16 protein-coding genes and 1 pseudogene are annotated in these 14,161 nt (G+C 60.0%); 5 read left to right on the top strand and 12 right to left on the bottom strand.

Going from position 1 to position 14,161, the window contains the following annotated elements; all coding sequences use genetic code 11:
- Positions 1-20 precede the first annotated feature (20 nt).
- Positions 21-896, top strand: coding sequence for a pyridoxal kinase PdxY (pdxY, locus tag CCGE531_RS19455; protein WP_120666283.1), 876 nt, complete (start codon positions 21-23; stop codon positions 894-896).
- 72 nt (positions 897-968) lie between these two features.
- A complete protein-coding gene (locus tag CCGE531_RS19450; protein ID WP_120666281.1) occupies positions 969-1,610 on the top strand; it encodes a carbonic anhydrase in 642 nt (213 codons plus the stop codon).
- Between the two features lie 97 nt (positions 1,611-1,707).
- Here the strand turns inward: CCGE531_RS19450 and CCGE531_RS19445 are convergent, their stop codons facing one another.
- The 11 genes and pseudogenes from CCGE531_RS19445 to CCGE531_RS19400 form a co-directional block, all read right to left on the bottom strand.
- The gene (locus tag CCGE531_RS19445; RefSeq protein WP_120666279.1) at positions 1,708-2,529 is read right to left on the bottom strand and encodes a lytic murein transglycosylase; all 822 of its coding nucleotides are present in this window, start codon (positions 2,527-2,529) and stop codon (positions 1,708-1,710) included.
- Between the two features lie 288 nt (positions 2,530-2,817).
- Positions 2,818-3,852: an aspartate-semialdehyde dehydrogenase gene (locus CCGE531_RS19440; RefSeq protein ID WP_120666277.1), complete on the bottom strand. Its 1,035-nt coding sequence runs from the start codon at positions 3,850-3,852 to the stop codon at positions 2,818-2,820.
- A gap of 110 nt (positions 3,853-3,962) precedes the next feature.
- A pseudogene (locus CCGE531_RS34655) lies at positions 3,963-4,153 on the bottom strand (hypothetical protein).
- A gap of 101 nt (positions 4,154-4,254) precedes the next feature.
- Positions 4,255-4,764, bottom strand: coding sequence for a DNA starvation/stationary phase protection protein (locus tag CCGE531_RS19435; protein ID WP_120666275.1), 510 nt, complete (start codon positions 4,762-4,764; stop codon positions 4,255-4,257).
- Between the two features lie 299 nt (positions 4,765-5,063).
- Complete coding sequence (locus tag CCGE531_RS19430; protein ID WP_120666273.1) at positions 5,064-5,813, bottom strand: glucose 1-dehydrogenase; 750 nt, start codon at positions 5,811-5,813, stop codon at positions 5,064-5,066.
- A 159-nt stretch (positions 5,814-5,972) separates the two neighbouring features.
- A complete protein-coding gene (locus tag CCGE531_RS19425) occupies positions 5,973-6,227 on the bottom strand; it encodes a helix-turn-helix domain-containing protein (protein ID WP_112339939.1) in 255 nt (84 codons plus the stop codon).
- Between the two features lie 223 nt (positions 6,228-6,450).
- Positions 6,451-7,215, bottom strand: coding sequence for a lipid A 1-phosphatase LpxE (gene lpxE, locus CCGE531_RS19420; RefSeq protein WP_120666981.1), 765 nt, complete (start codon positions 7,213-7,215; stop codon positions 6,451-6,453).
- Between the two features lie 159 nt (positions 7,216-7,374).
- Positions 7,375-8,487, bottom strand: a complete 1,113-nt coding sequence (leuB, locus tag CCGE531_RS19415) for a 3-isopropylmalate dehydrogenase (RefSeq protein WP_120666271.1) — start codon at positions 8,485-8,487, stop codon at positions 7,375-7,377.
- Positions 8,488-8,816: 329 nt separating this feature from the next.
- On the bottom strand, positions 8,817-9,635 hold the full coding sequence (locus CCGE531_RS19410; RefSeq protein ID WP_120666269.1) for a sugar phosphate isomerase/epimerase family protein: 819 nt from the start codon (positions 9,633-9,635) through the stop codon (positions 8,817-8,819).
- Between the two features lie 426 nt (positions 9,636-10,061).
- Entirely contained in the window at positions 10,062-10,670 is a 609-nt protein-coding gene (leuD, locus tag CCGE531_RS19405; protein WP_120666267.1) for a 3-isopropylmalate dehydratase small subunit, read from the bottom strand.
- Between the two features lie 194 nt (positions 10,671-10,864).
- On the bottom strand, positions 10,865-11,101 hold the full coding sequence (locus CCGE531_RS19400) for a hypothetical protein (protein ID WP_120666265.1): 237 nt from the start codon (positions 11,099-11,101) through the stop codon (positions 10,865-10,867).
- A 111-nt stretch (positions 11,102-11,212) separates the two neighbouring features.
- Here CCGE531_RS19400 and CCGE531_RS19395 point away from each other — a divergent pair, with 111 nt between their 5' ends.
- Together CCGE531_RS19395 and CCGE531_RS19390 are read left to right on the top strand one after the other, a co-directional pair.
- Entirely contained in the window at positions 11,213-12,154 is a 942-nt protein-coding gene (locus CCGE531_RS19395; protein ID WP_120666263.1) for a CoA ester lyase, read from the top strand.
- Between the two features lie 21 nt (positions 12,155-12,175).
- The gene (locus tag CCGE531_RS19390; RefSeq protein ID WP_120666261.1) at positions 12,176-12,382 is read left to right on the top strand and encodes a DUF1737 domain-containing protein; all 207 of its coding nucleotides are present in this window, start codon (positions 12,176-12,178) and stop codon (positions 12,380-12,382) included.
- A gap of 53 nt (positions 12,383-12,435) precedes the next feature.
- Here CCGE531_RS19390 and CCGE531_RS19385 read toward each other — a convergent pair whose 3' ends face one another.
- Positions 12,436-12,873: a metallopeptidase family protein gene (locus CCGE531_RS19385; RefSeq protein ID WP_120666259.1), complete on the bottom strand. Its 438-nt coding sequence runs from the start codon at positions 12,871-12,873 to the stop codon at positions 12,436-12,438.
- 277 nt (positions 12,874-13,150) lie between these two features.
- Between CCGE531_RS19385 and CCGE531_RS34820 the strand changes: the two genes are divergently transcribed.
- A complete protein-coding gene (locus CCGE531_RS34820) occupies positions 13,151-14,146 on the top strand; it encodes a hypothetical protein (protein ID WP_245458914.1) in 996 nt (331 codons plus the stop codon).
- The last annotated feature ends 15 nt before the right edge of the window (positions 14,147-14,161 follow it).

The raw sequence follows: 14,161 nt of genomic DNA, 5'->3' as shown, positions 1-14,161 counted from the left end.
CCTGAACTGAAAGCAACATCATGTCGCAAATGTCGGCCGGCGCCGTTATCGTCATCTCCAGCCATGTCGTCAGAGGGTCCGTCGGCAATCGTGCGGCTGTTTTCGCGCTGGAAACACTCGGGCACCCCGTCTGGGCGCTGCCGACCATCGTTCTGCCCTGGCATCCCGGCCATGGCCGCTCGACGCGGCTGACCTTCAGCGAGGCTGATTTCGACCACGCCATCGACGATCTCATCGCCGCACCCTGGCTTTCCGAAGTGAAGGCGGTTCTCTCAGGCTATTTCGGCAATGCCGCGCAGGCGCGCTCGGTCGCCAGGCTGGTGACTGCCCTGCGGCAAAAGAACCCCGATCTTTTCTATGCCTGCGATCCCGTCATCGGCGATGCCGGCGGCCTCTATGTGCCCGAGGCAACGGCCGAAGCCATCCGCGATCTCCTGATCCCGCTGGCCTCCTTGGCAACGCCGAACCGTTATGAGCTTGCCTGGCTTGCCGGCGCGCCGCTCGAGGACAACAACGCCATCATGGAAGCGGCCCTTGCCCTCGGACCGTCACGCATGCTGGTGACCTCGGCGGTGCCGATGATGGCCGGCGGCATCGGAAACCTCTATCTCAGCGGCCGAAACGCGCTGCTTGCCGAGCATCGCAGCATCGAAGGTGCGCCGAACGGACTTGGCGATCTCTTGTCCGCCGTATTCCTTTCGCGCCTGCTCTCCGGCATGGATGAGGAAAGGGCGCTGCAGCTGACGACGGCCAGCGTTTACGAGGTGCTGGCGCGCGCCGTCAAGCGCGGCAGCGATGAGCTGACGCTCGCCGCCGATTCAACAAGCCTGTCGACGCCGATGGCAATGGTGCAGTTGCGGCACCTCGTCCACCCGGCGCAGCGGCGGAAGAAATAGCGGTTTGCGGTGGTTAACGCTTTTTGCAGCGCAACAGTTGCCATCGGCCGAACTGCGCTGTAATCCAATGTCATGCAAAGCTTTCCCGACACCCTTCTGAACGGTTATCGCAACTTCATGAGCGGGCGTTACGTCGATGAGCGCAAACGCTATCGCAATCTTGCGGAGCTCGGCCAGAATCCATCGACCCTTGTGATTGCCTGCTGTGATTCCCGCTCGGCGCCGGAGATCATCTTCGATGCCGGCCCGGGAGAGCTCTTCGTCATCCGTAACGTCGCCAACATGGTGCCGCCCTATGAGCCGGATGGTAATTTCCATGCGACCTCGTCGGCACTTGAATTCGCTGTCCTGTCGCTCAAGGTCTCGGATATCGTCGTGATGGGCCACGGCCGTTGCGGCGGCATCCGCGCCGCGCTCGACCCCGACGCCGAACCACTGTCTCCAGGCGATTTCATCGGCCGATGGATGGGCTTGCTGAAGCCCGCCGCCGAACAGATCCAGAGCAACGACATCATGACACCGGCCGAGCGTCAGACGGCCTTGGAGCGCATTTCGATCCGCAATTCGCTGGAGAACCTGCGCAGCTTCCCGGAGATCAAGGCGCGGGAAGAAGAGGGCAAGCTCTGTCTTCACGGCGCGTGGTTCGATATCTCGACCGGCGAGCTATGGATCATGGATCCAAGCACCCGCGATTTCATCCGCCCCGACGTTTAAGGGGGTCTGACGCCTGGTGGGGCGGCAGGTAGATCAAACGAAAAAGGCGCTGCGAATTATCCGGTCGCTGCGCCTTTTTTAATTCATGAGATCCGGCTTACTTGCCGTCGATCTGCTGACCGATATAGGCGATCGCCTGCTGATAGACCCTTGCGTCGTTCCAGCCGGCGATGGCGGCGAAATTCGGCTCGCCGGGCTGATAGCCGGCGCCAGGCTGCCAGCCATGGCCGCGCAGGAAGTTGGCCGTCGAAGCGAGCGCGTCCGCGCGCGATCCCACAAGATCGACCCTGCCATCGCCATCTTCGTCGACGCCGAAGGCAACGACATTCTTGGGCATGAATTGCGTCTGGCCGATTTCGCCATGGGCCGCGCCCCGGGCGGATGGGCTGAGATAGCCCTCGCCGACAAGCTTCAAGGCGGAGTAGAGCTGCTCGGTAAAGAAGGCCGAACGACGGCAATCATAGGCGAGGGTCGAAACGGCCGAAAGCGTATGCTGGTCGCCCATATAGCCGCCGAAGCCGGTTTCCATGCCCCAGATCGCGATGATCGGACCCGGGGGGACGCCGAAGCGCTTCTGGATTCTGGCGAAGAGCGCCGCATTGGCCTGCTTCATGCTCTTGCCGCGATTGATGATCGTCTGGCCGCCGCGCTTCTTCATGAATTCCTCGAAGGAAAGCTTGAAGCTCTTCTGGCCGCGATCGGCGCGGATGGTCGGCTGATTGTAATGAACGTTGGCGAAGGCCTTGTCCAGGACGGAGGGGCCGATGCCCTGTCCTTGCGCTTCGCGTTTGAATTCCTGCACCCAATTCTCGAAACCGGCGGAAGTGTTGCCACAGGATGCCGCATTTGCGGCAATCGGCGTCGCCAGCAACAACCCGCCCGCCACGAGAGTTGCCATTCCAGACTTTGTGATGCGCATTCAGTGTCCCCGAATTCTTATCGCGCCGCGAACGCGGTAACCGTTTTTTGAAAGGCGCATAAACCCTCCAGTTTCCAGGCTTATGCGCTGTCTAGTCGCCGCTGGACCATGCCAGCATCCAACCGTTCTGTCATTATTTCATTTTAGCGATCAATGTTTCGCTTCACGTGAAACATTGCCGCCAAACCGATTTGCAAAAGCCCCGCCTTTCATCCGAAAGGGCGAGGCTTTCATTCGATCCTGCTTAGCCGGCAAGAATTTATAAACCGTAAATTGGTTTATAAATCCTTATGCAGCCTGCTTGCGCGGCTTGATCAGGCCGCGGTTGACGAGCAATTCGGCGATCTGGATGGCATTGAGCGCGGCGCCCTTGCGCAGGTTGTCGGAGACGACCCAGATGTTGAGGCCGTTCTCGACGGTCGCGTCTTCACGGATGCGCGAAATGTAGGTCGCGTCCTCGCCAGCGGATTCGTACGGTGTGATGTAGCCGCCGTCTTCCTGCTTGTCGATCACCAGGCAACCCGGTGCCTCGCGCAGGATATCGCGGGCCTGATCGGCAGTGATCTCGTTTTCGAACTCGATGTTAACAGATTCGGAATGGCCGATGAAAACAGGCACGCGCACGGCCGTGCAGGTGACCTTGATCTTCGGATCGAGCATCTTCTTGGTTTCGGCCAGCACCTTCCACTCTTCCTTGGTGTAGCCGTCTTCCATGAAGCTATCGATATGCGGAATGACATTGAAGGCGATGCGCTTGGTGAACTTCTTGTTCTCGATCGGGTCGGCGACGAAGACGGCGCGGGTCTGGTTGAACAGCTCGTCCATACCGTCCTTGCCGGCGCCGGAAACCGACTGATAGGTCGAGACGACGACGCGCTTGATCTTGGCGAAGTCGTGCAGCGGCTTCAGCGCAACGACGAGCTGCGCGGTCGAGCAATTCGGGTTGGCGATGATGTTGCGCTTGGTGAACTGCGCGATGGCATCCGGGTTCACCTCCGGAACGATCAGCGGCACGTCGGCGTCGTAGCGCCAGGCCGACGAGTTGTCGATGACGACGCAGCCCTGGGCGCCGATCTTCGGCGAGAACTTCTTCGAGGCGTCGCCGCCGGCCGACATCAGGCAGATGTCGGTGTCGGAGAAATCGTAGTTCTCCAGGTTGGAAACCTTCAGCGTCCGGTCGCCGAAGGACACTTCGGTTCCCTGCGAACGGGCCGATGCGAGCGCCACGACCTCATCGGCCGGGAAGCCGCGTTCGGCCAGGATATTGAGCATTTCACGGCCGACATTCCCGGTCGCGCCCGCTACTGCAACTTTGAAACCCATTTCTCAAGCTCTCTTTCTCTTCTCTCCTCTTGGGCGAGGGGGGAACCGCGGCCATCGGCGACGGGTCCTGTCCCCAGCCGAGCCGGGGAGAGAGCGGCAGGCCAGAGACGTCAGACGGTTTTCGTCGTCGTTTTGGCCTTGGTTTTGGAAGAAACCGGAAAATAGACATCCTGCCCGGCATGGTCTGCCAGGTGACTGAAGCTATCGAGCTGTTCGAAGCGAACCATGGAAGTCTTCCTTTTCCGTCGCCGGTTCTAAGATGTTTTCCACAGGAGTCAAGGATTTCCTCGCTCCCATCAATGCGGGCCTAACGATGCGGGCCCAACGATGCGGGAGCGAGGAATCGGGATCATTGAGCCTCGCCTTCAACGTATTGCGTTCGAAGGCCAGCTGTTTCTGGTATCAGCGGTTGGACATGCGGGTGGATTCGAACAGGAACCAGGTGCGGCGCTCGGTCTCATCAAGCCAGTTTTCGAGAAGGCTGGCGGTGGCGACATCGCCATATTCGTCGCAGACGTCGTGAACGGCGCGCATTTCCGCGGAGAGCTTGAGATTATCATCCGCCAGTTCGGCAAGCATATCCTGCGGATCGACATATTCGGCGTCATTGTCCGGAATGCGCTGTAGCTTGGCGATCTGACCGATCGACCGCAGGGTCGTTCCGCCGATCTTCCTGGCACGCTCGGCCATGGGGTCGGTCATCGCGAAAATCTGCTCGCCCTGCTCGTCGAGAAGCAAGTGATAATCGCGGAAATGCGGCCCGCTCATGTGCCAGTGAAAATTCTTGGTTTTCAGATAGAGGGCGAAGACATCCGCCAGCAGGGCGCTCAAGGCTGCGGAAATATCGCGTGTCGCCTCCTCGCTGAGATTGGTACGCGTACCCAATTTCGACTTGGTATTGGCGGTATTCATAAAGACGTCCTCCGTTTGTTGTTCACGACAGCGATCGCCGGCGGATCTTAGGGGAGTTCGATGACATTCGCTGCTGCGTGGGATCGCATCGAAGACAGGGTTGTTTTGAAATTTCGCGGGCGAGATGCGCGCTTGGCGGCATAGTCGACTACGGTGCTTAAGCGGAAAACCCGAACACGCATACTAAATAGGAAAATGGGGTGGTTTGACAATTGTTCGGTAACATATTGGCCGGGCGCGGGGTTGTGTCGCGCCCGGCAAACCGCCCTCTTATCCGAGGGCGGTATCGCAAATAGCGCCTACTTCAGGCCACCGCCAACATAGATGGTTTCGCCGGTCACCCAGGCGGCATCCTGCGAAGCGAGGAAGACGGCGACCGGAGCGATATCGGTCGGCTGACCGAGGCGGCCGAGCGGCGTCTGGGAGACGAGATGCTTTTCAAAATCGCTGCCGATGATGCCGGCCGCAACGACGCCTTCGGTTTCGACGCCGCCGGGCGCGAGATTATTGACCCGGATATTGCGCGAACCGAGTTCCTTGGCGAGGATCTGGGTGATGGAATTCACGGCAGCCTTGGTTGCCGTGTAAACCGAAGCGGTCGGCAAGTTCATGCTGACGGCGTTGGAGCCGATGTTGATCACGCTACCGCCCTCGGGGCCGAAATGTTTCACCGCCTCTTGCGTGGCCAGCAATGTGCCCAGAACGTTGATATTGAACTGGCGATGAAATTCCTGCTCGGCGAATTCCTCGATCGGCGCGAATTTGTAGACGCCGGCGTTGTTGACGAGGATATCGACGCGTCCGAAGGCCTGCTTAGCCTCGGCAAAGAGGTGCGTGACGTCTTCGGCCTTGGAAACATCGCCGTGGACGGCGAGTGCCTTGCCGCCCTTGGCGGTGATTTCCGCCACCACCTTGTCGGCACCTTCGCGGCTTGAGGCATAATTGACGATGACGGCGGCTCCCGCCTCGCCCATCGCCTTGGCGATGCCTGCACCGATTCCTTTGGATGCTCCGGTCACGATCGCGACCTTGCCTGCCAGTTTGCTCATGTCTTCTTCCTTCAGAAATTGTTAGACAGTTTTACAATTATCGAATCATTTGGCGCATGCGACCCGAAAACAGATCCGCATCGTCGCTTTGATATTTAGATAATCATCTAACTGATACAAGGGCAGTGGCAACAAATGCTGGTGACATCGTCGGAATCGTTAGATCTTGGAAAGTTCCGCCATATAGGCGTTCAGCGTATCGCGGCGCAGAACAAGGTTTGCGAACTTGCCGTCCCGCTGGATCTCGATGAGACCGGCATTCTCAAGTTCCTTGATATGATGGGACATCGTCGCGGCGCTGACGGCATGGCACTCGTTCAGCGTGCTGCAGGGCATGGGTTCGCTGCGCGTGCCGATCTCCTTGAGGATCTGCACACGTCGTGGTTCGGCAAGTGCCCGGGAGATCAATCCCATCTGCCTTTCGCTTAAACGTATCGGCCCGGCATCCATGATTTTCTTCGCAAGTGAACGAAATCGGGTTGACCGCCTCCGGTGACCCGCTTGCCAGATATATGAATGTGCGGCGGCCTTGGCAACCTGCGGTGCGATCGCAATTGAAAGCTGCCGTCAGGGGCTGGTGGAACCTTATTGCCTTGGTCCGCCGTGGGCGCGGCTTGACTCGATGGTGCGGATCGGATCAAGCGTTGGCTTGTCCTGACTTGCTGCCCTTGAACAGTTGCCATCTCGGCGTCGGCCAGCCGGCGGCGTTGATGCGGAAGAGCAGGCCGTAGCGGGAATAGACGATCGCCGTCATGAAGGAAAACCAGCCGCCAAGCGCCAGGCCGGCCATGACGTCGCTTGGATAGTGCGCGCCGACCATGACACGCGTGATCGCCAGCCACAGGGCACAGGCCACGAAGATGTAGCGGTAGCGCGGGAACATGAAAGCAAGCGCCACAAAGAGGGCACCGATGGTGGTCGCATGGCCTGAGGGGAAGCTTTCGAAGCTGGCGCGGCCATTGAAGGGCGAGAAACCGAAAGGGCCCCAATCGGCAAAATGGGTCGGTCGGGCGCGGCCGATGGCGCGCTTGAGCAAATTGGCGAGAAGGCCGGAAAGCACGATGGTCGTCAGCAGATAGCCGCCGATCTGGCAGATACGCAATGCCTTGCCGCGACAGCGCTGCGAATGCAGCAGACGGCTACCAGCCCAGCCTTCGAAGAACAGGAAAGCGCTGATGATGATGATCCACTCGGAATCGCCGAAATCCGTCAGCATTTTGCCGAAGAAGTGAAGGGGCGGCGAAACGTCCTTGATGGTTGCCCCAACGGGCCAATCGAACAGAAGCGCCGAGAGAAGCACGGCATTGGCTGTCAGAAAGAGGCAGATTTTCCAGTGAGACGGTGCAAGTGCCGCATCGCTTCGCCGCCAACGCCTATCGAGAGACGTCAAGATTGCCTGCATAATCATCGCCCATTTTGATTTCCAATCAATTCGACAAGTAACAGGCTCCTGTAACAGTATTTTTAAGATCGCTGCGTGGTGTTCAGGCTGCAAACAGTAAAAGACCCGCGCTGCATCGCAGAGCGGGTCTTGTGTTTCACGTGAAATATTTCAGGTGATTTATGCCGACAGGGCCTTGAATTCGGCCAGGATGGCGTCGCCCATTTCGGCGGTGCCGATCTGGCGGCTGCCGGCCGACATGATGTCGCCGGTGCGGATGCCGCTGTCGAGGACGTTGGCGATCGCCTTTTCCAGCGCATCGGCTTCGGAAACCAGGCCGAAGGAGTAACGCAGGCACATGGCAAAGGAAGCGATCATGGCGATCGGGTTGGCGATGCCCTTGCCGGCGATGTCAGGGGCCGAGCCATGCACGGGCTCATAAAGCGCCTTGCGCTTGCCGGTCTTGGCATCGGGTGCGCCGAGCGAAGCGGATGGCAGCATGCCGAGCGAGCCGGTGAGCATGGCGGCGACGTCGGACAGCATGTCGCCGAACAGGTTGTCGGTGACGATGACGTCGAACTGCTTCGGCTGGCGCACGAGCTGCATGCCGCCGGCGTCCGCCAGCATATGCTCGAGCTGCACATCGGAATATTTTTCCTTGTGCATCGCGGTGACGACCTGGTTCCAGAGCACGCCAGACTTCATGACGTTGCGCTTTTCCATCGAGCAGACGCGGTTGTTGCGGGTGCGCGCCAGTTCGAAGGCGACGCCGGCGATGCGCTCGATCTCGTAGGTGTCGTAGATCTGGGTGTCGATGCCGCGCTTCTGGCCATTGCCGAGATCGATGATTTCCTTCGGCTCGCCGAAATAGACGCCGCCTGTCAGTTCGCGGATGATGAGGATATCGAGGCCGTCGACCAGCTCCGGCTTCAGCGAGGAGGCCGATGCCAGCGCCGGGTAGCAGATGGCCGGGCGCAGGTTGGCAAACAGCTGCAGATCCTTGCGCAGGCGCAGCAAGCCGGCTTCCGGGCGCACCTCATAGGGCACCGCATCCCACTTCGGGCCGCCGACAGCGCCGAAGAGCACGGCGTCGGCCGCCATGGCCTTTGCCATGTCGGCATCGGAGATCGCCGCTCCATGCGCGTCATAAGCGCTGCCGCCGACAAGGCCCTCGTCGGTGACGAAACCGGCGTTCTTGGCCTCATTCATGTAGGCGATGATCTTACGGACTTCGCCCATGGCCTCGGGGCCGATGCCGTCGCCCGGCAGGAGGAAGAGATTGCGCACTGTCATGGGAAAGCCTCCGCGAAAAGAAAAAGTTGCGGGGTTTTTAGACCTGCGAATGCGGCTTTTCAAGCGAGGAAGGAGCCGAAACGGTACGGTTTTCGGGCTTTTGCGGACAATCACCCGCCCTCACACTTCGAAGGCCCTGCGGGCCACCTCAGGGTGAGGGCTGATCTTTTTGCTCGGTCATGGGCCGCCCTGATCCTTCGACAGGCTCAGGATGAGGGCGGAGTGAGTTGTGAGTCGGGCGAGAGAGTTAGTCCTCATGGTGAGGAGGCCCATAGGGCCGTCTCGAACCACGAGGGCGGGTGGCTTGTGACCCCCGCCCTTCCGGCGACTTACTCAGCCAGTCCGAGCAAAGCGAGGTAGGCTGATGATGCCGGGATCTTTGACTTGTCCTTGATCTCGATGATCAAACGCGGATTGCTGTCGAGTTTGGCAAGGGCGGCAAAGACGGCACGCCAGTGGATATTGCCTTCGCCGAGGCTCCAGTGACGGTCGGCATAGCCGTCCGCGTCCTGCAGGTGGACATGCTGCAGGCGGTTGCCGGCGGCGTGGACATAATAGTCGACCGGCGGAGCGCCCGTGTAGCCATGGGCATAATGGGCATGGCCGGTGTCGATGGAAACAGCGACGGCGGGCGAATTGAAGCTGTCGGCGAGGCCGACGCGGATTTGGGGATCCTTGTCCTCGATATTCTCGATGACCATGGTGAGCCCGATATCTTCGGCGCGCTTGACGGCTTCTTTCAGCGTCAGATGCGTATATTCGATGATCTTCTCGCGCTCGCCCTTGTTGTTGTCGAGATTGTTGTAGGACCACGACGTATAGGGGCTATGGATGACCATCTGCGTGGCGCCGATATTGGCGCAGACGTCGAGCGCCTGCAGCAGGCGCCTGGAGACGACAGCGCGGACATCCGGGTCCTGCGAGGCGATGACGAAGCCCCAGAACGGGCCATGGATGCCAAGGCGGCCCTGGTGGCCGGCGAGCAGCTTGCGGGCGCGCTCGGCCAGCGGGGCCCAGTCGCCATTGAGGATTTCAGCTTCGACGAAGCTCTGCAGTTCCAGGTCGCGCGGCTTTTCGAGCAGCCAGTTGCGATGGATTTCGACGTCGTCAAGCGTCATGGCGGCGCCGACAATGGGAAGCGAGGTCATGGAGAGGCTCCATTGCGTGGGGAGGAATTAGGGGTGGGAGAGAGGTCCGAAAAACCTCGGCAGGCCTATATGGACCCGCTTCTTGTCGATCATATTACAACGGGTGGAAAAGGCGGTGTCTGAGCTGTTTTCGCGGAATAGTCCCCTCTCCCCGCTTGCGGGGAGAGGGTTAGGGTGAGGGGCTGTTTGCGAAGGCGATAGTTGCGCAGTCTTGTCGCTATTTGCGATGGGTGATCTGCAGAAACGGTGGAAGGTGCCTGCCCTATCGCTCTTCCTGTACGAAACAAATCATAGATTTCCATCAAGTCGATGGCCTGAGCCCCCCTCACCCCAGCCCTCTCCCCGCATGCAGGGGGGGCCTTTTCGGCATGAAAAAAGCCGGGCTGCAAGGCCCGGCTTCGAAATGCAAAAATAGGGATAAACCGATCAGGCAGCCCAGGGGTGCGATGCGGCGTTCGTCTTTTCGAAGCTGTCGATCGCCTTGGCCTTTTCCAGCGTCAGCCCGATATCGTCGAGGCCGTTCAGCAGGCAATGGCGCTTGAACTCGTCGAGTTCGAACTTGAGCGAGCCGCCGTCCGGGCCGGTGATTTCGAGGTTTTCCAGATCGACCGTCAGGATGGCGTTGGAGCCACGCGAGGCATCGTCCATCAGCTTGTCGAGATCTTCCTGGCTGACCTTGATCGGCAGGATGCCGTTCTTGAAGCAGTTGTTGTAGAAGATGTCGGCGAAGCTTGTGGATATGACGCAGCGGATGCCGAAGTCGAGCAGTGCCCAGGGGGCATGTTCGCGCGAGGAGCCGCAACCGAAATTGTCACCGGCGACGAGGATCTTGGCGTTCTGGTAGGCCGGCTTGTTCAGTACGAATTCTTCGTTCAGCGAGCCATCTTCATTGTAGCGGGCTTCAGCGAACAACCCCTTGCCGAGGCCCGTGCGCTTGATGGTCTTCAGATAATCCTTCGGGATGATCATGTCGGTATCGACATTGACGACCGGGAGGGGTGCTGCGACACCGGTCAACTTCACGAACTTGTCCATGGGGTCCTGCCTTCATTCTCGTCTAAGCACGAATTATCCTGCCAATAGAGCAAATCCGGCCCGAAATGAAGGAGAATCTTGGAGATGCTCTAAAAGGCGCCACTTTGGCTCGCCTGTCCTTCAGGACGAGGCCCGGATGGGCAAATGATTTCGGCGGCCGGCAATACCGGGCCGCCCCTGCCCTGCCTTGAACCTCAGAGGTCGATGATGGTGCCGCGACCGTCGTTCCAGATGCGCATTTCGCGCTGGCCGTTCGCCTTTGTCTTGGCATGCACCGGTGCCGGCTTCATGCGCAGCGAAATCGCGCGGGCTGCCATGAGCACGGTCAGGATACCGCCGACGGCAAGCGTGACCGAAACGGTAAACAACGCCATGGCCGCAAACACGGTGATACCGGCAAGCGCGATGAACAGGGAACGGATATTCTGCATGGTCGAGACCTCTCTACTCCCAGCAATGTGGTCCTCTTCCTTTCCCTCTGCAAGAGGAGCATGGCTTTTTGTTGACTTGCCTGGCGATTAAAAGCGCGGCAAAACGGCACAATGAGCCAATCCGCGAGCCAAAATTCCCCTTCCCGTTCCGCCCGCCTGCGTCGGTCGGTCTTGAGCGTTCCCGCCAGCAATCGCCGCGCTCTCGAAAAGCTTACGAGCCTCGATTGCGACGCCGTCATCTTCGATCTTGAGGATTCTGTCTCGCCGGAAAAGAAGGCCGGGGCGCGGGAGAATTTGCGGGCCTTCTTCGCGGCTTCTCCGCTATCGGGCAAGGAGCGGATCATCCGCATCAATGCGCTTTCCTCCAATTTCGGCGCTGAGGACCTGGCGCTGGTGGTGGAGCTGCAGCCGGATGCGGTACTCTTGCCCAAGGTGGACGAGCCGCAGGACGTGATTGATGTCAGCGACAGGCTCTCCGAGGCCGATGCGCCGGAAAGCCTGCGGATCTGGGCGATGATCGAGACGCCGCGCGGTATTCTGAATGCGGCCGCGATCGCCGAGGCCGGGCGCACGGCGGGCAGCCGGCTCGATTGCTTCGTCGTCGGCCTCAACGATCTCAGAAAGGAAACGGGCGTCCTGCCGCATCCCGGCCGCGCCTATCTCGTGCCCTGGCTGATGCAGGTGGTGCTTGCTGTCAGCGCCTATGGGCTCGAGGCCATCGACAGCGTCCTCAACGATTTCAAGGATGCGGAAGCATTCGAGGCCGAATGCGGCCAGGGCCGCATCATGGGCTTTGCCGGCAAGATGCTGATCCATCCGACCCAGATCGAAGCGGCCAACCGGCATTTCGGCCCCGATGTAACAGCCATCGCCGAGGCCGAAGCCATCATTGCCGCCTTTGCCGAGCCGGGTGCCGATGCTCTCAATGTCGTGAACCTTAACGGGCGAATGGTGGAGCGGCTGCACCTTGTCCAGGCGGAAAGACTGGTTCATAAAGCTCACCTGATCGAGCAGCGCTCCATCGCCCTTCGACAGGCTCGGGGCGAGGGCTGATACGTTACGAAAGATGCTTTGATGAAACTCTATCGCTTCCTCACCGGTCCCGACGACGCGTCCTTCTGCCACAAGGTGACCGCGGCGCTGAACAAGGGCTGGGAGCTGTCGGGCTCGCCGACCTATGCCTTCAATGCCACGACCGGCCAGATGCAGTGCGGCCAGGCCGTCCTCAAGAACGTGGCCGGCAAGGACTACGATCCGGAGATGAAGCTTTCGGAGCAGTAAGCGGCGACTGAAATTCTTCGCCCTTCCCCGGCCGTCTTGCGGTCCGGCTGGTATCAGCGATCCGTCGCCTCTTCGGCGCTCTCCTCGATGCGCTCCATGTCCTCGTCGCTCAGGCCGAAATGGTGGCCGATCTCGTGGATCAGGACATGGGTTATGATGTCGCCGAGGGTTTCCTCGTTTTCCGCCCAGTAATCGATGATCGGCCGGCGATAGAGACGGATCTTGTTCGGCATATCCCCGGTTTGGGCGGTGTAACGCTCCGATATGCCGCGACCCTCGAAGAGGCCGAGCAGGTCGAAGGGCGTTTCGAGCGCCATGTCCTCGAACACGTCGTCATCAGGGAAATCTTCGATGAGGATGATGAGGTTGCCGGTGAGCGAGCGAAATTCTTCCGGTAGGTGGCTATAGGCCTCCATTGCCAGAGATTCGAATGTGCTGATGGAGGGCGAGTGACGATCCCGCCAGTTTTCGCTCTGGTCAACGCGAGCCATGAATGCTTCCTTCCTTGGCTGGTCATATAGAGACTTTGCGTGGCTTTTACGAGAGCGGATTAGAGCGTGATGCCGAAAAGTGTAAGAGCGGTTTTCGGACGACATCATGCTCTATTTATTTGATTTTAGGGCGGATTCAGATTTTGGGCCGAATAGGTCTAAAACCATTCGGCCTGAGGCAAAGGAATATTTTCTTATAAAAGGGTGTTGACTCTTTTCCCGACCTCTGGAATCCATAAGAACATAACAGGAACATTATCGATCTGGAGCTAACGTCATGGCCGAGTCCGCCGTGGCGCGGGAAACGCTTTTTGCCCTGCGTGAAACCATTGCCCGACTGGAAGGCAGGCCGATCCCGGCACTGGCGGCAGTGGCGCATGAGATGCCGGCGGCCAAGCCGGCCATGGGATCGGCAGGCATTGAAAAGCCACTGCCTGCCCAAGCCGGGCCTGCTCAGGCTAAGCCTGCTCAGCCGTTTCTTGCGACCGGCGTCGATGATCTCGACGCCGCTCTGCAAGGCGGCCTGCCGCTCGATGCGCTGACGGAAATCCGCTCCCTCGGCTTGCGTGATGCGGGGGCGGCGAGCGGCTTTGCCCTTGCGCTTGCCGCGCGGCTGCATGCGCAAGCTTTAGGCGCAGAGGCGGCCAAAATTCCGATCCTCTGGATCGGCGATACGGTCGCCACGATGGAGGCGGGCCTGCCCTATGCCATTGGCATCAGGAATTTCGGGCTGGAGCCCGAGGCTTTCCTGCAGGCTTCCCCGCGCAGGCTGGAAGACGCGCTCTGGGTGGCGGAGGCGGCGCTTGGGAGTGCTGCCTTTGCTCTCGTCATTCTGGAAGTGCGCGGCAATCCCTCGCGTTTCGGCCTGACCGAAAGCCGGCGGCTGGCGCTGAGAGCCAAGGCGGCGGGGCGGCCCTTGTTTCTGTTGCGACAGGGAGGCGAGGAGGAAGCGAGCAGCGCCCTCTTCCGCTTTTCCGTCGAACCCGCGCCGGCGCTGGCGCGGCCCCTGCCGGACGGATCGGTGCTTGGCGGCAGCATCGGTCATCCGGCCTTTCGTCTGACCTTGGAAAAGAGCCACAACCCGGCGCCTCTTTCCATAACCCTGGAGTGGAATGCCCATGACCGCCGCTTTGCCCCTGTCCCCGACGCTCAACGCCCTGCCCTTCCCGGCGAATACGCAGCGCATTCTGGCGCTGACCTTCCCGCATCTGCCGACCGACCGCATCGCACGCAAGCGCTGGGGTCTCTCCTGGCGTTCGACAGGCAGGCTTGAAGCGCCGCCGCTCGC

Source organism: Rhizobium sp. CCGE531, assembly GCF_003627795.1.
Lineage (GTDB): Bacteria > Pseudomonadota > Alphaproteobacteria > Rhizobiales > Rhizobiaceae > Rhizobium.
This window is presented reverse-complemented; position numbering and strand designations above follow the sequence as displayed.